The following is a 23,041-nucleotide window of genomic DNA, read 5'->3' as shown; positions in this document are numbered from 1 at the left end:
GGGCGGCAGTGGTGGCCGCCCTCTGCGCCATAGCCGCCGTACTGCTTCTCAGCGCCTGCGGGACGCAGCTCGCGGGGAGCGCGGAGGGAGCGACGCCGACCGAGTCGCTCCCCTGGACCCTGGCGTCGCCCTCCAGGGTCACGGGGGCCCAACTGGCCGACGACCAGCGCACGTTGACCGTGAGCGTCCGGGTACCCGACGGCGAGCAGCCGTGTGTGCGGGCGCTCAAGGCCGCGCTCACCGCCTCCGAGAACAACACCGTGTGGGTCCAGATCACCTTCTCCTCACCATCGGGGGACAGGCGCTCCGGCTGCACCGGGGAACGTACGGCCTCGACGCGACTCCGGCTGCCCGAACCCTTGGGCAACCAGAGACTGGTCGTCGACTACGACAACCAATTCACCACCGACGGCGCCAAGTTGCCCGCGCTGCGGCTGTGCGGGAGGCTCGGCTGCCATCCGCCGCCCACCGGCTGCACCACCGCCTCCTACGAACAGGCGATGATCGCCGCCGACGCCCCCATGCACAGCTACCGCGACGCGGAACACTGCGACGGCAAGTGGCTCGTCCTCGACTTCACCTGGCGTACGGGCCCGGTCTGCGGCGACACGACCGCGTCCCCGTCCGGCTGCGCGTCCCGGCTCGGCGACCGCTGGTTCTTCCGTGCGAGGCCCGCCGGTTGGGCACCGATCACGGCGAGCGCGGCCGGCGGCTGCGGGGCCGTCCAGCGCGCGGAGCCCGCGTTCCCCACGTCCTTGTGCGCCGAACTGGCCCCGCTCTCCGCCTCGCTGCACCCGAGTTACCCACCACCGTCGGCTTCGGCTTCGCCGACAGGCGGCCAACTCCCCTGACTCCGGCGGGACTTCAGCCTTGCGCCGTGGGCCTGACGACGATCTCGTTGACGTCGACGTCCGCGGGCTGGTTGACGGCGTAGACGATCGCCTCGCCGATCGCCGTCGCGGGGATCGCGATGCCCATCATGTCCTCCGCGACCGCGCGCATGCCCAAGTCGCCGATGCCGTCGGTCAGTTCGGTTCGGGTGAAGCCGGGGCTGACCACGGTGACGCGCAGGTCGCGGCTCTCCTGCCGTAGCCCTTCGGAGATGGCGCGGACCGCGTACTTGGTGGCGCAGTAGACGGCCGCGGTCGGATCGACGCGGTGCCCGGCGACGGAGGCGACGTTCACGATGTGTCCCGCGCCCTGCTCGCGCATGACGGGCAGCACCGCGGCGATACCGTGCAGCACACCGCGGATGTTCACGTCGATCATGCGGTTCCACTCGTCGACCTTCAGGGCCTCCAGCATCGCCAGGGGCATCACGCCCGCGTTGTTGACGAGCACGTCGACCCGTCCGTACGACTCCCGCGCGGCCCGGACGAAAGCCTGCACGCTCTCCAGGCTGGTCACGTCCAGCTCGCGGTGGTCGGCCGTACCCCCCGCCGCCTGGATGTCCTTGGCCACGGCGGCGAGGCGGTCGGCGCGCCGGGCGCCGAGGAACACCCGGTGCCCGGCTGCGGCGAGCAGCCTGGCCGTGGCCTCGCCGATACCGCTGCTCGCGCCGGTGATCAGGACGACCTTGGCGGTACGGGCGGTGGACTGGATGGTGGTGGCGGTCATGAGGAGCCCTTCGGTGAAACCTGATCCGCGCGGTGGTGATCCATCGCCCGTTCGTGTCGTGCCTTCCGAGCATCGGCGGGATCGCCCCGATGAGGCAGGACGGGGCTTCCGGGGTGTGCCACTCCTAGGAAGCGGAAGCGGGGCAGCGGGAGCGCCGTAGGCTTTTGGAATGGACGCCACGGACGGCACGGACGGTTACGCGCTCGGTGATTTCCTGCGTGCGCGGCGGTCCCGGCTGACGCCGGCGGAGGTGGGTTTTCCCAGTTCCGGGGCGCGCCGGGTGGCCGGGCTGCGGCGCGAGGAGGTCGCCGTGCTGGCCGGGGTCAGCGCCGACTACTACGCCCGGCTGGAGCAGGGCCGGGAACGCAGCCCCTCCGGCCAGGTGGTCGACGCCATCGCCCGCGCCCTGCGCCTCGACACGGACGCCCGCTGGCACGCGTACCGCCTGGCCGGCCTGGTCCCGAGGCCCGTCCCCGCCGAACCGTCCGACGCGGTGGACCCGGCGCTGCTCCAGCTCATGCACGCGTTCCCGACGGCGGCGGCGTACGTCATCAACCGGCGTCTGGAGATCCTCGCGTCGAACGCGCTGGCCGACGCGCTGCTCGCGCCCCTGGGCGACCGCCGCAGGATGGTCCGCTCGCTCTTCCTCGACCCGGCGGCCCGGGACCTGTTCGCCGACTGGCAGCACGTCGCCCGCTGCTCGGCCGAGGCGTTGCGGCTGGCCACGGGACACGACCGTGACGACCGCGAGCTCGACTCGCTGATCGCCGAACTCCTCGACGGGAGCGAGGAGTTCGCCACCCTGTGGCAGAACCACAGCGTCAGCCGCCCCGGCCGCCAGTCCAAGACCTTCAACCACCCGGCCGTGGGCCGCGTCACACTCACGTACCAGACGTTCGACGTGCAGAGCGCCCCCGGCCAGTGCCTCCTGGTCGGCACGGCGGAGCCGGACACGGAGGACGCGGCGGCGCTGGCGCGGTTGGGTTCTCCGCACGCGGCCGGGACCCCGAAAGCGCCCCGGCCGTAGGCGAGTCAGTGCCCGGTGAGCCAGTCCGTGTAGTGGGTGGCGGTGATGCGCGCGCCGTCCGGGGCGGTGAGGACGTCACCGGGGACGACGGCGAACATGCCGGCGGTGTCGTCGGTGACCACGGAGTCGGCGCTGCCCTTGGCGGTCAGGGTGAGCCGGCCGAGTTCGTCGAGGGGGTAGACGTCCGGTCCCGCGATGTCGAGGACGCCGTTCAGCGGGGCGCCCGCGGCGACCTCGGCGACGACGGCGGCGACCTCCGCGGCGGCGATCGGCTGGATCGGCGTACGCGGCAGCCGGACGGTGTCGCCGTCGGTGGTCATGGCGAGGGTCGCGCCCATGAACTCCATGAACTGCGTGGCGCGGACGATGGAGTACGGGACCGGCCCGCCCTTGAGGAGGTCCTCCTGAAGGACCTTCGCCCGGTAGTAATCAAGTCCCGGCACCTGGTCCACGCCGACGATGGACAGGATGACGAAATGGCCGGCCCCGCCCTTCTCGCTCGCGGCGAGCAGGTTGTCCATCGACGTCTGGAAGAACCCGATCGAGGCGTGGTCGAAGGTCGGTGAGTTCGTCAGGTTGACGACGACGTCGGCGCCCGAGACGGCCGCCTCCAGCCCCTCACCGGTGATGATGTCCACGCCGGTGGACTGCGAGTGCGGCACGGCCTGATGCCCGGCCGCGTTCAGGTTCCGCACGACCTGCGACCCGATCAGTCCGGTTCCGCCGATGACTGCGATCTTCATGGCCTACGCCTTCCGTAGATGACTGACGTCCGATATGTACCGTTGCGCGACTCCGGCGGCACCCCGGCCCGAAACTCGGACACTTTCCATCCGAGATAATACCCGGACAGTTAATGTCCGAGTCAACTGGAGTCTGAGTAAAATGAGCGGGTGAAGATGTCCGGCGGAGTCGAGTGGGCCCTGCACTGCTGCGTTGTCCTGACCTCGACCCAGGCCCCGGTCCCGGCCGCCCGCCTGGCCGAGTTCCACGACGTGTCACCGACCTACCTCGCCAAACAGCTCCAGGCCCTCTCCCGCTCCGGCCTGGTCCGATCGGTACAGGGAAAGTCGGGCGGCTACGTCCTCACCCGCTCCCCCGCGTCGATCACGGTCCTCGACGTCGTCGAGGCGATCGACGGCCCCGACCCGGCCTTCGTCTGCACGGAGATCCGCCAACGCGGCCCGATGGCCACCCCGCCCGAGGCCTGCACCACCCCGTGCGCGATCGCCCGCACGATGGCCGCCGCCGAGTCGGCCCGCCGGGACGCCCTGCGGTCCGTCACGATCGCCGACCTGGCGGGCGACGTGGAATCGGACTCCGGGGAGGGGACGTTGGCGGGGGTCGGCACCTGGCTGGTCGCCCAGCACGACTGACCCGCACGGCGAGCGCGTCGGCGTACCGCCTACTTCTTCCTGCCCCTGGCCGCCTTGCCCGCCCGGGAGGCCTTCGGTCCGCGTGCGGGGTTCGACGGCCGGGGGACCGCGGCGGCGAGCGGGGCGGAGAACTCCCGGTTGGCCATGGTCTGGCGGCGGACGGCGGCGGGCAGGTCCGGCAGGGCCAGCAACCGGTCGCACGCTTCGACCGAGGCCGCGAACTCGCCCACCCAGTACGCGGTGATCGAGAACTCGAAGAGGAGCCCCCATCGGTACACCCAGGACCTGGTGAAGAGCAGGTCACCCGGTTCCGGCCTGCCGACGACGTCGCGGAGAAGGGCGTAAGCGGTGCGGTGGCGGCCCGCGAGCCGCAGCCGGGACGCCAACTCATAGCAGGCCTCCAGCCGTTCGGGCCGCCCGTCCCAGGCCCGAGAGAACGCGTCCATCGCCCCCGGCCAGTCGTCGGCCTCCTCCGCCCGCAGGATTCCGGCTTCCAGGAGGGAGCAGTAGACCTCCTCACCCCAACCGCCCATCCCCGCGCGCCGCTCGTAGAGAGCGATCGCTTCCCGCGTGCGCCCCAGGTCGCGTTCGGTGTTGGCCAGATAGAAGACCGTGCGCGGATTGTCCGGGTCACGCTCCAACTCGCGCCGCAGCAGGCGCGCGTCGCGCTCGAACTTGTCGCTACGGCACCCGCCGTCGGCCTGGTCCTCGATGACGAGCGCGTCCAGGTTCTCCTGGGTGTCGGACTCGTCGGTGCACGGGTACTCGTGCGTCACGCCCTCGTAGCGCCACGGCCAGTCGCCCCGCATCAGGTGCTTGAACCGGTGCTGGGTGCCCGGGGTGTCGTAGCGCAGCATGTATGAGCCGGCCGTCAGGCGGGGCAGCGGGGCGTCCTGCCGCATGACGTGGTCGGCGTCGAGCGTGAGCAGGTAGTCGGCCTTGCCGCGGGCATGCTGGATGTTCCGGGTCCGGTTGTGGCCGAAGTCGACCCAGGGTTCCTCGTGGAGCTCGCCGGGAACGCCGTCCAGCAGCTTGCGGATCAGGTCCTGCGTGCCGTCCGTCGAGCCGGTGTCGGAGATCACCCAGTAGTCGACGAGCGGACGGGCGGCCTCCAGACAGCGCTCGATCACGAGCGACTCGTTCTTGACGATCATGCACAGGCAGAGGGTCTGCTGCTTCACGGCCTCACCCGTCCCGGACTGCTGACGTCCCGTCGGAATCACGCGCGCCACAGTGGCACGCGTCCGCTTCATGGCCGTCCACCCACGCGGAAGCCCGCGCCGAGAGCCCCCGAACAGCGGCGGTCGAGGCCGTACGGGTGATCGCAGGTAAAAAATGCCCCATCAGCGCGCACCAATTAGTCCGATATGACGACATGTGGGCGCGTTCCGTGCCGCTACGCCGGTCGTCCGAGCTCCCTAGGGCCAAGCTCGCGTTCGCACTCGGATTCGGGACATCACCCGGACCGGTCTCCCAAGGAGCGCACAGATGAACCCTGAGTTCCCGACGTCCTCGCCCCTCGGTCCGCTTGCCCGGGACAGGTTCAGGAAGGCGGGCCTGGTGGCCTCGCTCGCCCTGGTCCTGGCGTCCGGCGTGGCCGCTCCGGCCACCGCGGCGGCGCGCAGCATCACCGACCAGCCGAAGGCGGCCGCCGGCCACACCGGCGATCACTGCAAACCGGCCCACCATCACAAGTCCCGGGTGACCGAAGGCGGCGGCAAGGGCGACTGCAAGGGACCGACGGGTCCCACCGGCCCCAAGGGCCCGAAGGGCGACAAGGGAGCCACAGGCGCGACCGGCCCCAAGGGGCCCACGGGAGCCACCGGCCCGCAGGGCAACCAGGGCGCGACGGGTGCCACCGGAGCGCAGGGCGCCACGGGCGCGACCGGACCGGCGGGCCCCACCGGCGCCACCGGGCCGTGCGCCGAGATCGACGGGTTCCAGGACCAACAGGTGTACGAGGTCCGCGGCGCGGTGAGCGGGACCATCACCTACGCGGGCATCCGCGACGTCCGCCCCGGCGAGGACCACACCATGCGGTGGACCGACCTCAGCACCCTGACGGGCTATCCGAACGGCGGCACCAACGGCTTCGCCTGCGGCGTGTCCGTCAACGAACACAGCCAGGGCGGTACGGCACTGGCAGGCATCAAGTACGACGTCATCACCACCACGGGTCTGGTCTTCGAGACCATCTGCACCGAGAGCCACGCCGCGAACACCCCGGCCAGCCTGACCTGCCCCGGCCCGTGGACCGCGCTGAACTCACCCGAACCGGGCAACAGCAACAACTGACCCTCCGGCACGCACCTCTGGCCCGGTCACACCCCACGACGTGACCGGGCCGGGTGCGGGAAGCACCCGGTTCTGGGCAGCCGGCCGGCTCGCCAGCTCCCGACCGATGAGTTCCGGAGCCCACCGAGGTCTACCCCCACACACACAAGGGACAGCCACGCCCACAACCTCTGTGAGGGACCATGACCACCGACGCACTACCCCCCGTCGTCGACACCGCGACATGGGAAACGCGGCTCGCGACCCTCCGCGCCCGCGAGAAGGCCGCGACCCGGGAACTCGACGCCATCGCCGCCGAGCGCCGCCGGCTGCCGATGGTCGAGATGCCCGACTACACCCTCGACGGCGAGGACGGCCCGGTCCGGCTGGCGGAAGTCTTCGAAGGCAAGCGGCAGTTGGTGGTCTACAGCCACATGTGGTTCGTCGGCAAGGAGTGGCAGTGCTCGGGCTGCACGGGGTTCACCTCGCAGTTCACGCGCCTGGAGTTCCTCGACAACTACGACGCGCGATTCGTCATCGTCACTCAGGGCCCGATCGACGAGGCCCTCGCCTACAAGCACCGGGTGGGCAACCGGATGCCCTGGTACTCGACCGCGAACAGCCCCTTCGGCACCGACGTCGGCGCACCCCCGGACGGCGGCTTCGCGGTCAACGTCTTCCTACGCGACGGCGACACCGTCTACCGCACCTGGCACACCGACGGCCGCGGCACCGAGCAACTCAGCCACAGCTTCGCCCTGATCGACCTCCTGCCGTACGGCCGCCAGGAGGAATGGCAGGACTCCCCCGAGGGCTGGCCCCAGTCGCCCACGTACAGCGGGTGGGCGGGATCCAAGGACATCGCCGCGCTCTACGGCCCCTCGGACCCCGTCAGCTGACCGACGCACCGCTCAGTGCGTGTGCCCACTCCCCGCAGGCTGCTTCACCGTCAGCGGGAGCAACTTCTTGCCCGTGGGCCCGATTTGAATGGACGTATCCATCTGCGGACACACCCCGCAGTCGAAGCACGGCGTCCACCGGCAGTCCTCGACCTCCGTCTCGTCGAGGGCGTCCTGCCAGTCCTCCCAGAGCCAGTCCTTGTCGAGGCCCGAGTCGAGGTGGTCCCAGGGAAGGACCTCCTCGTACGTCTTCTCGCGGGTCGTGTACCAGTCGACGTCGACGCCGAACGCGGGCAGCGTCTTCTCGGCGCAGCGCATCCAGCGGTCGTAGGAGAAGTGCTCGCGCCAGCCGTCGAAGCGGCCGCCGTCCTCGTAGACGGCGCGGATGACCGCGCCGATCCGGCGGTCGCCGCGGGAGAGGAGGCCCTCGACGATGCCCGGCTTGCCGTCGTGGTAGCGGAAGCCGATCGAGCGGCCGTACTTCTTGTCGCCGCGGATCTTGTCGCGGAGCTTCGTGAGGCGGGCGTCCGTCTCCGCCGCCGAGAGCTGCGGGGCCCACTGGAACGGGGTGTGCGGTTTGGGGACGAAGCCGCCGATCGAGACCGTGCAGCGGATGTCGTTCTGGCCGGAGACCTTGCGGCCCTCGGCGATCACGTTCATCGCCATGTCGGCGATCTGGAGGACGTCCTCGTCGGTCTCCGTCGGGAGGCCGCACATGAAGTACAGCTTCACCTGGCGCCAGCCGTTGCCGTACGCCGTCGAGACCGTCCTGATCAGGTCCTCTTCCGAGACCATCTTGTTGATGACCTTGCGGAGGCGCTCGGAGCCGCCCTCCGGCGCGAAGGTCAGGCCAGACCTACGGCCGTTGCGCGTCAGCTCGTTCGCCAGGTCCACGTTGAACGCGTCCACGCGAGTGGACGGGAGGGACAGGCCGACCTTGTCCTCCGTGTACCGGTCCGCCAGGCCCTTCGCGATCTCGCCGATCTCCGAGTGGTCGGCCGAGGAGAGTGACAGCAGGCCCACCTCCTCGAAGCCCGTCGCCTTCAGGCCCTTCTCGACCATCTCGCCGATGCCCGTGATCGAGCGTTCACGGACCGGGCGCGTGATCATGCCCGCCTGGCAGAAACGGCAGCCGCGCGTACAGCCCCGGAAGATCTCGACCGACATGCGCTCATGGACCGTCTCGGCGAGAGGCACCAGCGGCTGCTTCGGGTACGGCCACTCGTCCAGGTCCATCACCGTGTGCTTGCTCACCCGCCACGGGACGCCCGACTTGTTGGGGACCACGCGCGCGATACGGGCGTCCGGCAGGTACTCGACGTCGTAGAAGGCCGGGATGTAGACCGAACCCGTCTTCGCCAGGCGGAAGAGGACCTCCTCGCGGCCGCCGGGGCGGCCCTCCGCCTTCCAGGCGCGGATGATCTTCGTCATGTCGAGTACGGCCTGTTCGCCGTCGCCGATGATCGCCGCGTCGATGAAGTCCGCGATCGGCTCGGGGTTGAAGGCCGCGTGGCCGCCCGCCAGCACGATCGGGTCGTCGAGCGTCCGGTCCTTCGACTCCAGCGGGATGCCCGCCAGGTCCAGGGCCGTCAGCATGTTCGTGTAGCCGAGTTCGGTGGAGAAACTCAGGCCGAACACGTCGAACGCGCCCACCGGGCGGTGGCTGTCGACCGTGAACTGCGGGACCTTGTGCTCCCGCATCAGCGCCTCCAGGTCCGGCCACACGCTGTACGTGCGCTCGGCGAGGACGCCCTCCTGCTCGTTCAGGACCTCGTAGAGGATCATGACGCCCTGGTTGGGCAGGCCGACCTCGTACGCGTCCGGGTACATCAGCGCCCAGCGGACATCGCACGACTCCCACGGCTTGACCGTGGAGTTGAGCTCGCCGCCGACGTACTGGATCGGCTTCTGCACATGCGGGAGCAGGGCTTCGAGCTGCGGAAACACGGACTCTGCGGCCGCAGCGACTTCGGCAGGCATCTCGCGAACCTTCGTGAGCGGGACTGAACGGACGGGTGACCATCCAGACTAACGCGATCCCGGACCTCACCCGTACGCCGCAATCGCTCACGGGCCTTCCGGGACGCACCGGCCGTCACCCCTGGAGGGACCCCTCGGCCACGATCTCCTCCCACGCCCCCGGCAGCGCCGCCTCCACCCCGGCCGCCCGCTGCTCCTCCCGCCCGTACAGCACCCCGTATGTGAACGAGCTCTCCCCCGCCGCGTGCGCCACCGCGGACAGCTCCCGCAGGGTCACGCGGACCATCACGCTGTCCTGGTGCTCGCCGAGCAGGCTGGTCAGCGACTTCATGGACTTGGCCAGCGCGCGGGCCGGTGCCCCGAGGGCCGGCGTCGCCGCCTCCGCCGCGTACCGGGTGCGCTTGGCCTTCTTGCGGGCCTCGTGCAGCGCGAGGTCGCGATCCTCGCCGGGCGGAGCCGCGATCGCCTCCTCCACGAGCGCGGAAACCTTTCCGAAGTCCTTGCGTACGGCCTTGCCGATCACCTTGGACGGATCGCCCTCGGCGGCTTTCAAGAGGGGCGGGTCGGCGATCACCGCGTCCAGGGTGTCGAGGAGCGTGAGGTAGCGACGGGAGTCCAGGACGCCGATCAGCCGGCTGCGTGATCCGCCGTGCCGGGCGTTCGCCCAGGTGTCCAGGCGGGTGCGGATCGGGCCGGAGATCAGGGTGCCGGGCAGTTCGCCGAGGACCGTCGTCAGGCGTTCGGTCACCACTTCCCGGTCGCGGTCCACGCCCAACTCGCCCGCCAGCCACCGCAGTTCATCGCCGATCGGGTCGGTGACCTCACGGTCGAGGACCTTGCCGTAGGACCGGAACGTGCTGCGCAGCCGGCGGGTGGCGACGCGCATGCGGTGGACGGAGTCGTACGCGTCCTGCCGTACGGCGGGGTCGAGTTCGAGGATGGCGTCGCGCTGGGCGCGGGCGTAGGCGAGGACGTGGTCGCCGGCGGTAACCGGATCCGCGGGCCCCTCGGGCACGGACGCCGCCTTGCGCTTCTTCTTTCCCGACCCGGACTTTCCCGACCCCGACTTTCCCGACTCCGATGGACGCGATGTCTCCGCCAGCGCCCGCGCCAGCTTCGAGGCCGAGGACGACGGCCGTACGCCCGCCTTGCGCAACCGTTTCTCCACCTGGTCGAGGAACGCCGGGTCGCCGTCGTCGGCGAGTTCGACCTCGATCTCGGTCCACTGGACGGTGCCGCCGCCCTCGGTGAGGCGTTCCGCGTGCACGGCGTCCACGCTGACCTCGGCGAGGAGCTTGCCCTGGGCGTCGACGAGGTGCCGTACGTCGCGGTCGGAGCGCAGGCGGACGGCGGGGAGCAGCTCGGCCTCGCGCACGCGGGAGCGGACCAGCGCGGCGAGGGTGTCCGGCACGGTGTCGGAGAGCGGTTCCCGGATCTCGTCGCGGACACCGGGCGCGACCGGCACCTTCAGGTGCCAGCCCGCGTCCGAACCGCCGGTGCGGCGGCGCAGGGTCAGTGAGGCGGCAGCGAGGCGCTCGTCGGCCGTGTCGTAGTACACGGCGTCCAGACTCATGACGCCCTTGTCGATGACGGCCTCAACCCCGGCGACACCGGTCAGGTCGGGCAGCCCACTCTCGTCGGACTCGTACTTACGCTCGATCTCACGCTTTGTGTCCGCCATGACCTGAATCTAGTTGCTGACCGGCCAGGATGGCAGGGTGCGTCCCAAATGAACCCCGGGGAAACCCCGGCGCACAGGGCGGTGGCGGCCACGTGAAAACAGCGGCTATGCGGACATCGGGCGCTGCGCCCGGATCGACTGGAGCAACCCCACCGCCAGCCACACCGCGAACATCGACGTTCCGCCGTACGACACGAACGGCAGTGGCAGACCGGTGACCGGCATGATGCCGAGGGTCATGCCGACGTTCTCGAAGGCCTGGAAGGCGAACCAGGCGACGATCCCGGCGGCGACGATCGTGCCGTAGAGCTCGGTCGAGTCGCGGGCGATGCGGCAGGCGCGCCACAGGACCACGCCCAGGAGGACGAGGATCAGGCCCGCGCCGACGAAGCCCAACTCCTCGCCCGCGACCGTGAAGACGAAGTCCGTCTGCTGTTCGGGGACGAACTGGCCTGTGGTCTGGGAGCCGTGGAAGAGGCCCTCGCCGGTGAGGCCGCCGGAGCCGATCGCGATGCGGGCCTGGTTGGTGTTGTAGCCGACGCCGGCGGGGTCGAGGCTCGGGTTGGCGAAGGCGGCGAAGCGGGCGATCTGGTACTCGTCCAGGATGTGCAGCTGCCACACCGCGATCGCGCCCAGGGTGCCCGCGCCGAGCAGGCCGAAGATCCAGCGGTTGGAGGCGCCGGAGGCCAGCAGGACGCCGAGCACGATGATGACCATGACCATGACCGAGCCGAGGTCGGGCATCAGCATGACGATCATCATCGGGACCGAGGCGAGGCCGAGGGCCTGGAGGACCGTGCGGTGGTCGGGGTAGGGCTTGTCGCCCGCGTCGACCCGGGCGGCGAGCACCATCGCCATGCCCAGGATGATCGTGATCTTCACGAACTCCGAGGGCTGGAGCGAGAAGCCGCCGCCGAGCACGATCCAGGAGTGCGCGCCGTTGACCGTGGAGCCCAGCGGGGTGAGCACCAGGAGGATGCCGAACACCGAGGCGCCGTACAGGAACGGGACGACGACGCGCAGGGTGCGGTGGCCGACCCAGATAACGCCGATCATCAGGGCGATGCCGATGCCGGTGTTCATCAGGTGCCGGATCAGGAAGTAGTACTGGTCGCCCTGGTTGATCTCGGTGCGGTTGCGGGTCGCCGAGAAGACCAGCAGCGAGCCGATCAGGGACAGGCCGATCGCCGACAGCAGTATCGGCCAGTCCAGCCGGCGGGCCAGCGAGTCACGGGCGAACACCCGTGTCCAGCCGGCCCGGTCGGGCCCGTAGCCGGAGACGGAGAAGCTGTTGCCGGTCATGTGAGCATCCTCCGGCTACCCCTTCTGCGCGGTCGCTTACGGGTGTTGCTGTTGGTGGTGGACGGTGAGGGCGCGACGGCCGGCTGCTGGGTGTCGTCCGCGGGCGTGACGCCCCCCTCGGTCGCCTTCTCCTGCTGCTTCTCCAGCTCCTTGGCCGGGTCGGCGGTGATCTTCGGGGAGGCGATCGTGCCGTCGGCGCGGACCTTCGGCAGGCTCGTCTGCGGCGTGGGCAGCAGCGCCTTCTTCTTGTCGACGGAGCCGTCGGCCTGGACGCCGTACATCGCGTTGTAGATGTTGCGCACGGCCTCACCGGAGGCGCCGGAACCCGTACCGGCCTGCGCGATCGTCATGACGACCGTGTAGTCCTTGGTGTACGTGGCGAACCAGGAGGTGGTCTGCTTGCCGTAGACCTCCGCCGTACCCGTCTTGGCGTGCAGCGCGATCTTGTCCTGCGGCCAGCCCTGGAACTTCCAGGCGGCGGTACCGCTGGTGACCACGCCCGCGAGGGCCTTGTCGATGCCCTTGTGCGTGGCCGCGCTGATCGGCAGCTTGGCCTTCACCTTCGGCTTGATCTCCTGGACCGTCTTGCCGTCGGCGCTGACGATCGCCTTGCCGATGGTCGGGACGTACTCGGTGCCGCCGTTGGCGAGCGCGCCGTAGATCATGGCCTCCTGGATCGGCGTGACGAGGGTGTCGCCCTGGCCGATGGAGTAGTTGATCGAGTCGCCCTCGCGCATCTTGTTGCCTTCGAGGCAGTTCTCGTACGCGATCTGCTGGACGTACGTGCCGCCCTTCTTGCCGGTCTTGCACCAGTAGGCCTTGTTGGCCTCCCAGGTCTCCTGCTTCCACTTGCGGTCCGGGATCCGGCCCGTGACCTCGTTGGGGAGGTCGACGCCGGTGGTCTTGCCGAGGCCGAACTGGTGGGCCGCCTTGTAGAAGTAGTCCTTCGGCTCACCCTTCTTCGGGTTGATGCCGCCGTCCTTCTTCCACTGGGCGTCGGCGAGGCCGTAGAAGACGGTGTCGCAGGAGACCTCCAGTGCGCGGCCCAGGGAGATGGGGCCGAAGTTCTCGCCCTCGAAGTTCTTGAAGACCTGGCCGCCCACCGAGTACGAACTCGTGCAGGGGTAGCCGCCGTCCCAGGTGTAGCCGGCCTCGACCGCGGCGGCCGTGGAGACCACCTTGAACGTCGAACCGGGCGCCGACTGACCCTGTATGGCGCGGTTCAGCAGCGGGTAGTCGGAGTTCTTGCCGGTGAGCTGCTTGTAGTCCTTGGCGGAGATGCCGCCGACCCAGACGTTCGGGTCGTACGTCGGCGCGGACGCCATGGCGACGATCCGGCCGGTCTTGGCCTCCATCACGACCACGGCACCGGAGTCGGCCTTGTAGTTCTCGCCGGTGATCTTGTCGAACTGCGTGCGGGCTGTCTTCATCGCCTTGTCCAGCTGGTACTCGGCGACGCGCTGCACGCGGGCGTCGATGCTGGTGACGAGGTTCGAACCGGGCTCAGCCGCATCGGACTTGGCCTTGCCGATGACCCGGCCGAGGTTGTCGACCTCGTAGCGGGTGACGCCGGCCTTGCCGCGCAGCTCCTTGTCGTACTCGCGCTCAAGGCCCGAGCGGCCGACCTGGTCGGAGCGCAGATACGGCGAGTCGGAGTCCTTGGCCTGGGTGATCTCGTCGTCGGTGACCGGCGAGAGGTAGCCGAGGACCTGGGCCGCGTTGGCGTCGCCGGGGGCCGCGTAACGCCGTACGGCCTCGGGCTCGGCGGTGATGCCGGGGAAGTCCTCGGCGCGCTCGCGGATCTGGAGGGCCTGCTTGGCGGTGGCCTCGTCGGTGATCGGGATGGGCTGGTAGGGCGAGCCGTTCCAGCAGGGCTGCGGGGTCTTCGCGTCGCACAGCCGGACCTTCTGGATGACGTCCGCGGGCTTCAGGCCCAGCACGCCGGACAGCTTGGTGAGGACGGCCTTGCCGTCGTCCGCCTGCTTCAGCAGGTCGGTGCGGGAGGCGGAGACCACGAGCCGGGTCTCGTTGTCGGCGAGGGGCACACCGCGCGCGTCCAGTATCGAACCGCGCACCGCGGGCTCGACGACCTGCTGGACGTGGTTGCCGGACGCTTCCTTCTGGTACGCGGCGCCCTCACGGATCTGTAGGTACCAGAGGCGCCCGCCGAGGGTGCCGAGGAGGGAGAGGACGAGAATCTGGATGACGACGAGCCTGATCTGAACCCGTGGAGTCCGACCGGTCTCCGGGATGTTGGTCATGTGGTGCTGCCTCCCCCTCTCAGTGCGCGTACACGATGCGTGTATGAGTCATATACGACGGACCTGTGAGTCCGTGGGCCAACTCCCCGGTGGTCAAAGCCTCTTGACCCCCTTGATACGTCCCGCACGGGCCACACGCGCGCGTGCGGTCTTCATGCGGAGGCCGCCGCGCTGGCCGCCGATCTTCAGGCCGGTGCCCGAGGAGAGCCAACCCGAGGAGATGTCGGCCGACTTGGCGGCGTTGGTCTCCGCGAGCGGGTCGTTGTCGGCGCGCCGGGCCAGCGCCATGATCCCGGGGACGACGAACGGGGCGAGCAGCAGGTCGTACAGGGAGGCCGTGAACAGCAGGCTGCCCAGGCCCACATGGCGGGCGGCGGTGTCGCCGACGAGGGCGCCGACACCGGCGTAGAGCAGAGTGGCGCCGATGGCGGCGGCGACCACGACGGCCATCGGGCCGGTGGCCGACTTGAGGCGGCCGTTCTCCGGTTTCGCGAGGCCTGCGAGGTAGCCGATCACGCAGAGCACGAGGGCGTAGCGGCCGGCCGCGTGGTCGGCGGGCGGGGCCAGGTCGGCGAGGAGGCCCGCGCCGAAGCCGATGAGGGCGCCCGCGACATGGCCGTAGACCATGGCCAGGCCGAGGACCGTGAGGAGCAGCAGGTCGGGGACGGCGCCCGGGAGGTGGAGGCGGGCGAGGACGCTCACCTGGATCACGAGGGCGACGACGACCAGCGGCACGGAGAGCAGGATCCGGTTGACACGCATGGGGAGGAGCTCCTACTGCTGTTGCTGGCCGTCGACCGGCGCGTTCGCGGACGGGGTGACCGTGACGGTCACCGTCGGGATCGGGGTCGGCTTGGGCTTCGCCGGCAGGACCGTGTCACGCGGGTCCTTCTTCGGGGCCTCCACGACCACGCCGACGATGTCGAGCTTGGTGAAGTTGACGTACGGCGTGACGTACAGCGTGCGGGTCAGGCCGCCGCCGGAGGGGTCGACGCGGGAGACGACACCGACCGGGACGCCGGGCACGAACGGCTTGTCGGACTGCGAGCCGAAGGTGACGAGCCGGTCGCCCTTCTTCACCTCAGCCTTGCCGTTGAGGAGTTCGACGCGCAGCGGTCCGTCGCCCTCGCCGGAGGCGAAGCCGAGTTCGTCGCTGTCCTCCATCCGGGTGCCGACGGTGAAGTCGGGGTCGTTGGCGAGGAGGACGGTGGCGGTGTCGGGTCCGACGGTCGTCACCCGGCCCACCAGTCCGTTGCCGTTCAGGACGGTCATGTCGCGCTTGATGCCGTCGTTGGCGCCGACGTCGATGGTGATCGTCCAGGAGAAGCTCTGGGCGGCTCCTATCGCGATGACCTGGGCGCCCTTGATGCCGTACTGGCCCTCGCCGGCCACCTTCAGCATCTTGTCGAGCTGGGTCAGGCGGCTGCGGTTGCGGTCGTCGCTGCCGAGCTTCGCCTTGAGGGCCGCGTTCTCCTTCTCCAGGACGGCGAGCCGGTCGTGCCGCTCACCGGAGTCGCGGACCGCGGAGACCGCGTCACCGACCGGGTCGACGGCGGACGACACGCCGTTCTCGATCGGGCCGAACACGGTGGCCGCGGCCTGGCGGGCACCGTCGACGGGCGAGTCCTGCCCTCCCCGGATGTCCACCGTGATCAACGCGAACGCTACGGCGATCAGCAGCACCAGGAGCAGCCGGCTCTCTCGTGTGTCCCTCACGTGCGGCGGCCGTGCCTTCCTCATAGAAATGTGCAGAGGTTCGGGTATGCAGATGTGTGTACGGAGGCCCCGTCAGATGTGAATGGAGGCCTATGACGGAGCCTATGCCTCCGTATCAACGATCCGCCGCACGAGAGGAGATCATCCCGTACGGCGGAATCGAAGCGTTACGTCATCTGCGCGGCTGGGCGTCCAGAACCTGCTGGAGCGCCTCGAACTCCTCGACACACTTGCCGGAGCCGAGCGCCACGCTGTCCAGCGGATCCTCCGCGATATGGATCGGCATTCCGGTCTCACGGCGCAGCCGCTCGTCGAGACCCTTCAGCAGGGCTCCACCACCGGTCAGAACGATTCCGCGGTCCATGATGTCGCCGGACAGCTCCGGCGGGCACTTGTCGAGGGTCGTCTTCACCGCGTCGACGATCGCGTTGACCGGCTCTTCGATCGCCTTGCGGACTTCGCCGGCCGAGATGACGACGGTTTTCGGAAGGCCGGAGACCAGGTCCCGGCCGCGGATTTCGGTGTGCTGGTCATCGTCGAGGTCGTACGCGGAACCAATCGTGATCTTGATCTGCTCAGCCGTCCGCTCACCCAGAAGGAGCGAGTACTCCTTCTTGATGTGCTGGATGATCGCGTTGTCCAACTCGTCGCCCGCGACGCGGATGGACTGGGCGGTGACGATGCCACCGAGCGAGATGACCGCGACCTCCGTGGTGCCGCCGCCGATGTCCACCACCATGTTGCCCGTGGCCTCGTGGACCGGCAGGCCGGAACCGATGGCCGCGGCCATGGGCTCCTCGATGATGTGCACCTGGCGGGCCCCGGCCTGGGACGACGCCTCGATGACGGCACGGCGCTCGACGCCCGTGATGCCCGAGGGCACACAGACGACGACACGGGGGCGGGCGAGATAGCGCCGCTTGTGGATCTTCAGGATGAAGTAGCGGAGCATGCGCTCGGTGATCTCGAAGTCGGCGATGACACCGTCCTTCAGCGGACGTACGGCAACGATGTTGCCGGGCGTGCGCCCGATCATCTTCTTGGCTTCGGAGCCGACCGCGAGAATGCCACCGGTGTTGGTGTTGATCGCGACGACGGACGGCTCGTTGAGTACGATCCCGCGACCCCTGACGTACACCAGCGTGTTGGCGGTCCCGAGGTCGACAGCCATGTCACGGCCGATGAACGACATTGAGTTCCCCATCAGGATTCGTCTGGCCTTCCCGGGAGCTTTTGAGGGCTTTTCAGGTCGGCGAAGTGGGTGCTGTGACGTGAAGGCTTCCATCGTAGACGCGCCATCACGAACACTGCGCGAGGGTCTTCGCCATTGTCAGCATGTGAGGCGCCGCCTCGCTTGTGGAGACGGCCCAACGGGGGCACTCGTTCCCCCGATCGGCACGCATATGCCAAGAGACGGCCGGAAAATCGCGGCCGTCCCTGGTCAGGCATGTGGGTTACTGATGGAGATTCAGACGCGCCCGGGGAAGAAGATCTTCACCTCGCGGTCGGCGGACTCCTCCGAGTCCGAGGCGTGGATCAGGTTCTCGCGGACGATGACTCCGAAGTCCCCGCGGATCGATCCCGGCGCGGCGGCGATCGGGTCGGTCGGACCGGCCAGCCGGCGTACGCCCTCGATGACCCGCTCGCCCTCGACGATCAGGGCGACGACGGGACCGGAGGCCATGAACTCCACCAGCGGCTCGTAGAAGGGCTTGCCCTTGTGCTCGCCGTAGTGCTGCTCCAGGGTGTCCTGGTCCAGGGTGCGCAGCTCCAGCGCGGTGATCTGCCAGCCGGCCTTGCGCTCGATCCGGCTGATGATCTCGCCGGTCAGGCCACGACGTACGGCGTCGGGCTTGAGCAGGACGAGGGTGCGCTGGGTCACGACGGGGCTCCTTCTGATCATGATGGTGCGGGTCGACTCACGGTCGTGTCACGGTCGTCTCACGACAAGGCCGAGGCTACAGGGCGTGTCCATGCGTCGATTACGCAACGTCAGGTGTAGTGGAGTCGGCCTGCGCGGCCATCGCCGCGAACCGCGCCTTCGCCTCGTCGATCTTCCGGCCGTAGTGCACCGAGGCCCACCACAGGGCCGCGAAGATCACCCCGAGGAAGAACATGGACGGCACGACGAAGCCCGACGCGATCAGCGCGATCTGGAGCGCCCAGCCCAGCGCGATGCCGCCCGGCCGGGTCACCACGCCGCACAGCGCGACGGACAGGAACATCGCGATCCCGCTGACCGTCCACACCGTGGAGGTGGCCAGGTCCGGGTCCTTCATGGCGACCAGACCGGCGAACCCGATCACGAAGAACTCGCCGATCAGCGTCGAGGAACAGAGCGTACGCACGGAAGTCAGCCCCTCCCCAGGAGCAGTCGGGCCTCACCGACGGTGATGACGGAACCGGTGACGAGCACACCGCCGCCCGCGAACTCGCCGTCCTCCTCGGCCAGCGTGATCGCGGCCTCCAGGGCATCCGGCAGCCGGGGCTCGACCTGTACGCGCTCGTCGCCGAACACCTCGACGGCGATCCCCGCCAGCTCGTCCACGTCCATCGCGCGATGACTGGAGTTCTGTGTGACGACGACCTCGGCGAACATCGGCTCGAAGGCCTCCAGCAGCCCGCGCACGTTCTTGTCCCCGCTGGCCCCGACGACCCCGATCAGCCGGCTGAAGTCGAATGCCTCGGCCACCGCCTCGGCGGTCGCACGGGCGCCCGCCGGGTTGTGCGCCGCGTCCAGCACGACGGTCGGCGACCGCCGCACCACCTCCAGCCGCCCCGGCGAGGTGACGGACGCGAAGGCCTTCCGCACGGTGTCGATCGCGAGCGGATCGGGCCGCTGCGCCCCGACACCGAAGAATGCCTCCACGGCGGCGAGCGCCACGGCCGCGTTGTGCGCCTGGTACGGGCCGTGCAGGGGGAGGTAGATCTCCTCGTACTCGCCGCCGAGGCCGCGCAGGTTGATGAGCTGTCCGCCGACCGCGACGTTGCGGGACACGACACCGAACTCGAGACCCTCCCGGGCCACGGTCGCGTCCACCTCGACGGCCTTCTTCAGCAGCACCTGCGCCGCGTCCACCGGCTGCTGCGCCAGGATCACGGTCGCGTCCTGCTTGATGATCCCGGCCTTCTCGGTGGCGATCTCACCGGTCGTCCCGCCGAGCCGGTCGGTGTGGTCGAGATCGATGGGGGTGACTACGGCGACGTCGGCGTCGATGACGTTGGTCGCGTCCCAGGACCCGCCCATCCCGACTTCCACGACGGCGACATCGACGGGCGCGTCCGCGAACGCGGCGTACGCCATCCCCGTGAGCACCTCGAAGAACGACAGCCGGAACTCCTGCTGCGCGTCGACCATCTCGATGTACGGCTTGATGTCCTCGTACGTCTCGATGAACCGCTCGGCGGAGATCGGGGCGCCGTCGAGGCTGATGCGCTCGGTGATCGACTGGACGTGCGGGGAGGTGTACCGGCCGGTCCGCAGCTCGAAGGCGCCGAGCAGCGCCTCGATCATGCGGGCCGTGGACGTCTTTCCGTTCGTCCCGGTGATGTGGATCGAGGGGTACGAGCGCTGCGGGTCGCCCAGGACGTCCATCAGCGCGGCGATACGGCTGACCGAGGGCTCCAGCTTGGTCTCGCCCCAGCGGGTGGCGAGGTCGGCCTCTACGGTGCGGAGGGCCTTGTCCAGCGCGGGGTCTTCTGGGCGGCCGGGTACGTCTGCCTGGGGGGCGCCGGTGCCCTGGGCTCGGAGGGTGCGGCTGCCGGCCTCGATGACCGCGAGGTCGGGGTCGCGGTCTGTCTCGGCCTCGATGATCTCGTCGAACGGGTCGCTGTCAGTCACGTGGGTCAGTCTACGGACGTTGGGGTGGTCTTTCGTCTGCGGGCCCGGTGGGGGGTCTTTCGTCTGCGGGCCGGTGGGGGCTGGTCGCGCAGTTCCCCGCGCCCCTAGGTAAGCGAAGGCACCCGGAGCTACAAAGCTTCAGGTGCCTTCGCTGACGTACTGACGCCTACGCCTCCGGCAAGCCGGCCAGCTGGTTCTTGATGCGGGCGATGTCCTCGTCCGCCTTCGTCAGGCGGCCGCGGATCTTGTCGACCACGTTGTCGGGGGCCTTGGCCAGGAACGCCTCGTTGCCGAGCTTGGCCTCAGCCTGCTGGCGCTCCTTCTCCGCCGCCGCCAGATCCTTCGCGAGGCGCTTCCGCTCCGCCGCGACGTCGATCGTGCCGGAGAGGTCGAGGGCGACCGTGGCGCCGCCGACCGGGAGGGTCGCCGTCGCCACGAAGGCGTCGCCTTCCGGCTGGAGGCGGAGGAGCTGGCGGATGGCGGCCTCGTGAGGGGCCAGTGCCGTGCCGTCCAGCGTGAGGCGGGCCGGGACGCGCTGGCCGGGCTGGAGGCCCTGGTCGGCGCGGAAACGGCGGACCTCGGTGATGACCTGCTGGAGCGTCTCGATCTCACGCTCGGCCGCCTCGTCCCGGAAGCCGCTGTCCTTCGGCCACTCGGCGATGACCACCGACTCGCCGCCCGTCAGCGTCGTCCAGAGCGTCTCCGTGACGAACGGGACGATCGGGTGCAGCAACTTCAGGGTGACGTCGAGGACTTCGCCCAGGACGCGCTTGGAGACCTCGGCCGGTTCGCCGCCCGCCATGAACGTCGTCTTGGACAACTCGACGTACCAGTCGAAGACTTCGTCCCACGCGAAGTGGAACAGCGCGTCGGAGAGCTTCGCGAACTGGTAGTCCTCGTAGAGCGCGTCGACTTCGGCGACCGTGGAGTTCAGGCGGGACAGGATCCAGCGGTCGGTCGCCGACAGGCGGTCGGCGACCGGGAGTTCGCCCTCGATCGTCGCGCCGTTCATGAGCGCGAAACGGGTCGCGTTCCAGAGCTTGTTGGCGAAGTTGCGGGAGCCCTGGACCCAGTCCTCGCCGATCGGGACGTCGACGCCCGGGTTGGCGCCGCGCGCGAGGGTGAAACGGAGCGCGTCGGAGCCGTACTTGTCCATCCAGTCGAGCGGATTGACCGCGTTCCCGAAGGACTTGGACATCTTCTTGCCGAACTGGTCGCGGACCATGCCGTGCAGGGCGATGGTGTGGAACGGCGGGGTGCCGTCCATCGCGTAGAGGCCGAACATCATCATCCGGGCGACCCAGAAGAAGAGGATGTCGTAGCCGGTGACCAGGACGGAGTTCGGGTAGAACTTCGCGAGCGACTCGGTCTGTTCGGGCCAGCCGAGGGTGGAGAAGGGCCACAGGCCGGAGGAGAACCAGGTGTCGAGGACATCGGTGTCCTGGTGCCAGCCCTCGCCGGCCGGGGCCTCGTCGTCGGGTCCGACGCAGACGACCTCGCCGTTCGGGCCGTACCAGACCGGGATGCGGTGGCCCCACCACAACTGCCGTGAGATGCACCAGTCGTGGAGGTTGTCGACCCAGTCGAAGTAGCGCTTCTCCATCTCCTGGGGGTGGATCTTGACGCGGCCGTCACGGACCGCGTCGCCGGCCGCCTTCGCGAGCGGGGCGACCTTGACCCACCACTGCATGGACAGCCGCGGCTCGATGGTCGTCTTGCAGCGCGAGCAGTGGCCGACCGAGTGGGCGTACGGCCGCTTCTCGGCGACGATCCGGCCCTCGGCGCGCAGGGCGGCGACGATCGCGGAGCGTGCTTCGAGGCGGTCCTGGCCCTGGAAGGGGCCGGGGACGGTGATGACGGCGTGCTCGTCCATGACCGTGATGGCCGGGAGGTCGTGCCGCTGGCCGATCTCGAAGTCGTTCGGGTCGTGGGCCGGGGTGACCTTGACGGCACCCGTGCCGAACTCGGGGTCGACGTGCTCGTCCGCGACGACCGGGATGGAACGGTCCGTCAGCGGCAGCTTGATGAGCTTGCCGACGAGGTGCTTGTAGCGCTCGTCGCCGGGGTGAACGGCGACGGCCGTGTCACCGAGCATGGTCTCGGCGCGGGTCGTGGCGACGACGATGGTCTCGTCACCGTCCCCGTACTTCATGGAGACGAGCTCGCCGTCGTCGTCCTGGTACTCGACCTCGATGTCGGAGATCGCGGTGAGACAGCGCGGGCACCAGTTGATGATGCGCTCGGCGCGGTAGATCAACTCGTCGTCGTAGAGCCGCTTGAAGATGGTCTGGACGGACTGGGAGAGGCCCTCGTCCATGGTGAAGCGCTCACGCGACCACGCGACACCGTCGCCGAGGCGGCGCATCTGGCCGGAGATCTGGCCCCCGGACTCGCCCTTCCACTGCCAGACCCGCTCGACGAAGGCCTCCCGGCCGAGGTCGTGGCGGGACTTGCCCTCCTTGCCCAGCTCGCGCTCGACGACGTTCTGCGTGGCGATACCGGCGTGGTCCATGCCGGGCTGCCACAGCGTCTCGTAACCCTGCATGCGCTTGCGGCGCGTGAGGGCGTCGATGAGCGTGTGCTCGAAGGCGTGCCCGAGGTGCAGGCTGCCCGTGACGTTCGGCGGCGGGATGACGATCGTGTACGGCGGCTTCTCGCTCTTCGCGTCCGCCTCGAAGTAACCCCGCTCCACCCAGCGCTCGTACAGCGGCCCCTCTACCTCGGCCGGCGCGTACTGGGTCGGCAGTTCTGAGTCGGGCGCTGATGGCTGCTGCTGAGCGTTCTCGGTCACGGGCCCAGTTTAGGGGTGTCGCGGGGGTGTCCCGAAACGCGTTTGTTCTGTAACGGTGCGCCCCCCGATGCCGTGCGGTTCCTGTGACTGGGCCAGGATGTCGGGATCACATAAGCATCTGGAGGGGAACCCAGAAATGAGCTACAACCAGCCGGGCCCGTACGGCGGGCAGCCTCAGCAGCCCGGTCCGTACGGTCAGCCGGGTCCTTACGGCCAGCCTCCCCAGCAGGCGCCGCAGGGCGCCCCCCAGCCCGGCTACGGCTACCCCCAGCAGGC

19 protein-coding genes are annotated in these 23,041 nt (G+C 69.4%); 5 read left to right on the top strand and 14 right to left on the bottom strand.

The window, feature by feature from the left end:
• Positions 1 to 8 precede the first annotated feature (8 nt).
• A complete protein-coding gene (locus ACNFOC_RS12605; protein ID WP_416959215.1) occupies positions 9 to 851 on the top strand; it encodes an LPS-assembly lipoprotein LptE in 843 nt (280 codons plus the stop codon).
• 13 nt (positions 852 to 864) lie between these two features.
• Here the strand turns inward: ACNFOC_RS12605 and ACNFOC_RS12600 are convergent, their stop codons facing one another.
• On the bottom strand, positions 865 to 1,617 hold the full coding sequence (locus tag ACNFOC_RS12600; protein ID WP_416959202.1) for an SDR family oxidoreductase: 753 nt from the start codon (positions 1,615 to 1,617) through the stop codon (positions 865 to 867).
• Between the two features lie 169 nt (positions 1,618 to 1,786).
• Between ACNFOC_RS12600 and ACNFOC_RS12595 the strand changes: the two genes are divergently transcribed.
• On the top strand, positions 1,787 to 2,644 hold the full coding sequence (locus ACNFOC_RS12595; protein WP_416959201.1) for a helix-turn-helix domain-containing protein: 858 nt from the start codon (positions 1,787 to 1,789) through the stop codon (positions 2,642 to 2,644).
• A gap of 5 nt (positions 2,645 to 2,649) precedes the next feature.
• On the opposite strand, the gene ACNFOC_RS12590 is transcribed toward ACNFOC_RS12595, so the two are convergent.
• The gene (locus ACNFOC_RS12590) at positions 2,650 to 3,387 is read right to left on the bottom strand and encodes an SDR family oxidoreductase (protein WP_416959200.1); all 738 of its coding nucleotides are present in this window, start codon (positions 3,385 to 3,387) and stop codon (positions 2,650 to 2,652) included.
• A 156-nt stretch (positions 3,388 to 3,543) separates the two neighbouring features.
• Between ACNFOC_RS12590 and ACNFOC_RS12585 the strand changes: the two genes are divergently transcribed.
• On the top strand, positions 3,544 to 4,020 hold the full coding sequence (locus ACNFOC_RS12585; protein WP_416959214.1) for an RrF2 family transcriptional regulator: 477 nt from the start codon (positions 3,544 to 3,546) through the stop codon (positions 4,018 to 4,020).
• Positions 4,021 to 4,049: 29 nt separating this feature from the next.
• On the opposite strand, the gene ACNFOC_RS12580 is transcribed toward ACNFOC_RS12585, so the two are convergent.
• Entirely contained in the window at positions 4,050 to 5,201 is a 1,152-nt protein-coding gene (locus ACNFOC_RS12580; protein ID WP_416959199.1) for a glycosyltransferase, read from the bottom strand.
• 307 nt (positions 5,202 to 5,508) lie between these two features.
• On the opposite strand from ACNFOC_RS12580, the gene ACNFOC_RS12575 reads away from it, so the two are divergent.
• Together ACNFOC_RS12575 and ACNFOC_RS12570 are read left to right on the top strand one after the other, a co-directional pair.
• Complete coding sequence (locus ACNFOC_RS12575; protein ID WP_416959198.1) at positions 5,509 to 6,315, top strand: hypothetical protein; 807 nt, start codon at positions 5,509 to 5,511, stop codon at positions 6,313 to 6,315.
• A 182-nt stretch (positions 6,316 to 6,497) separates the two neighbouring features.
• Positions 6,498 to 7,193, top strand: a complete 696-nt coding sequence (locus tag ACNFOC_RS12570; protein WP_416959197.1) for a DUF899 domain-containing protein — start codon at positions 6,498 to 6,500, stop codon at positions 7,191 to 7,193.
• A 12-nt stretch (positions 7,194 to 7,205) separates the two neighbouring features.
• Here the strand turns inward: ACNFOC_RS12570 and ACNFOC_RS12565 are convergent, their stop codons facing one another.
• The 11 genes from ACNFOC_RS12565 to ACNFOC_RS12515 form a co-directional block, all read right to left on the bottom strand.
• Positions 7,206 to 9,173, bottom strand: a complete 1,968-nt coding sequence (locus ACNFOC_RS12565; protein ID WP_416959196.1) for a TIGR03960 family B12-binding radical SAM protein — start codon at positions 9,171 to 9,173, stop codon at positions 7,206 to 7,208.
• Between the two features lie 115 nt (positions 9,174 to 9,288).
• The gene (locus tag ACNFOC_RS12560) at positions 9,289 to 10,854 is read right to left on the bottom strand and encodes a CYTH and CHAD domain-containing protein (protein WP_416959195.1); all 1,566 of its coding nucleotides are present in this window, start codon (positions 10,852 to 10,854) and stop codon (positions 9,289 to 9,291) included.
• Positions 10,855 to 10,959: 105 nt separating this feature from the next.
• The gene (gene rodA / locus ACNFOC_RS12555; RefSeq protein ID WP_416959194.1) at positions 10,960 to 12,156 is read right to left on the bottom strand and encodes a rod shape-determining protein RodA; all 1,197 of its coding nucleotides are present in this window, start codon (positions 12,154 to 12,156) and stop codon (positions 10,960 to 10,962) included.
• On the bottom strand, positions 12,153 to 14,417 hold the full coding sequence (gene mrdA / locus ACNFOC_RS12550) for a penicillin-binding protein 2 (protein WP_416959193.1): 2,265 nt from the start codon (positions 14,415 to 14,417) through the stop codon (positions 12,153 to 12,155). The genes rodA and mrdA overlap by 4 nt, the downstream gene beginning before the upstream one ends.
• Positions 14,418 to 14,510: 93 nt before the next feature.
• A complete protein-coding gene (gene mreD, locus ACNFOC_RS12545) occupies positions 14,511 to 15,179 on the bottom strand; it encodes a rod shape-determining protein MreD (protein ID WP_405972036.1) in 669 nt (222 codons plus the stop codon).
• A 12-nt stretch (positions 15,180 to 15,191) separates the two neighbouring features.
• Complete coding sequence (gene mreC / locus ACNFOC_RS12540; RefSeq protein WP_416959192.1) at positions 15,192 to 16,133, bottom strand: rod shape-determining protein MreC; 942 nt, start codon at positions 16,131 to 16,133, stop codon at positions 15,192 to 15,194.
• A 172-nt stretch (positions 16,134 to 16,305) separates the two neighbouring features.
• Entirely contained in the window at positions 16,306 to 17,325 is a 1,020-nt protein-coding gene (locus ACNFOC_RS12535) for a rod shape-determining protein (RefSeq protein ID WP_019065566.1), read from the bottom strand.
• 276 nt (positions 17,326 to 17,601) lie between these two features.
• Positions 17,602 to 18,015, bottom strand: coding sequence for a nucleoside-diphosphate kinase (gene ndk / locus ACNFOC_RS12530; RefSeq protein WP_416959191.1), 414 nt, complete (start codon positions 18,013 to 18,015; stop codon positions 17,602 to 17,604).
• A 100-nt stretch (positions 18,016 to 18,115) separates the two neighbouring features.
• Positions 18,116 to 18,481, bottom strand: coding sequence for a DUF4233 domain-containing protein (locus ACNFOC_RS12525; protein ID WP_416959190.1), 366 nt, complete (start codon positions 18,479 to 18,481; stop codon positions 18,116 to 18,118).
• Between the two features lie 5 nt (positions 18,482 to 18,486).
• Positions 18,487 to 19,974 (bottom strand): bifunctional tetrahydrofolate synthase/dihydrofolate synthase, encoded by a 1,488-nt coding sequence (folC, locus tag ACNFOC_RS12520; RefSeq protein ID WP_416959189.1) that lies wholly within the window; start codon positions 19,972 to 19,974, stop codon positions 18,487 to 18,489.
• 166 nt (positions 19,975 to 20,140) lie between these two features.
• The gene (locus ACNFOC_RS12515) at positions 20,141 to 22,765 is read right to left on the bottom strand and encodes a valine--tRNA ligase (protein ID WP_416959188.1); all 2,625 of its coding nucleotides are present in this window, start codon (positions 22,763 to 22,765) and stop codon (positions 20,141 to 20,143) included.
• Positions 22,766 to 23,041 lie beyond the last annotated feature (276 nt).

Origin of the sequence: Streptomyces colwelliae, assembly GCF_048158785.1 — a bacterium.
In the GTDB taxonomy this organism is placed as follows: Bacteria; Actinomycetota; Actinomycetes; order Streptomycetales; family Streptomycetaceae; genus Streptomyces.
Note: the sequence above shows the minus strand (reverse complement) of the source record. Positions and strands in the feature narration are given on the sequence as shown.

Coding starts and splice junctions, on each gene's coding strand:
- ACNFOC_RS12600 (WP_416959202.1), bottom strand. CDS start 1,617: ATGACCGCCACCACCATCCAGTCCACCGCCCGTACCGCCAAGGTCGTC.
- ACNFOC_RS12595 (WP_416959201.1), top strand. CDS start 1,787: ATGGACGCCACGGACGGCACGGACGGTTACGCGCTCGGTGATTTCCTG.
- ACNFOC_RS12590 (WP_416959200.1), bottom strand. CDS start 3,387: ATGAAGATCGCAGTCATCGGCGGAACCGGACTGATCGGGTCGCAGGTC.
- ACNFOC_RS12585 (WP_416959214.1), top strand. CDS start 3,544: ATGTCCGGCGGAGTCGAGTGGGCCCTGCACTGCTGCGTTGTCCTGACC.
- ACNFOC_RS12575 (WP_416959198.1), top strand. CDS start 5,509: ATGAACCCTGAGTTCCCGACGTCCTCGCCCCTCGGTCCGCTTGCCCGG.
- ACNFOC_RS12570 (WP_416959197.1), top strand. CDS start 6,498: ATGACCACCGACGCACTACCCCCCGTCGTCGACACCGCGACATGGGAA.
- ACNFOC_RS12565 (WP_416959196.1), bottom strand. CDS start 9,173: ATGCCTGCCGAAGTCGCTGCGGCCGCAGAGTCCGTGTTTCCGCAGCTC.
- ACNFOC_RS12560 (WP_416959195.1), bottom strand. CDS start 10,854: ATGGCGGACACAAAGCGTGAGATCGAGCGTAAGTACGAGTCCGACGAG.
- rodA (WP_416959194.1), bottom strand. CDS start 12,156: ATGACCGGCAACAGCTTCTCCGTCTCCGGCTACGGGCCCGACCGGGCC.
- mrdA (WP_416959193.1), bottom strand. CDS start 14,417: ATGACCAACATCCCGGAGACCGGTCGGACTCCACGGGTTCAGATCAGG.
- mreD (WP_405972036.1), bottom strand. CDS start 15,179: ATGCGTGTCAACCGGATCCTGCTCTCCGTGCCGCTGGTCGTCGTCGCC.
- ACNFOC_RS12535 (WP_019065566.1), bottom strand. CDS start 17,325: ATGTCGTTCATCGGCCGTGACATGGCTGTCGACCTCGGGACCGCCAAC.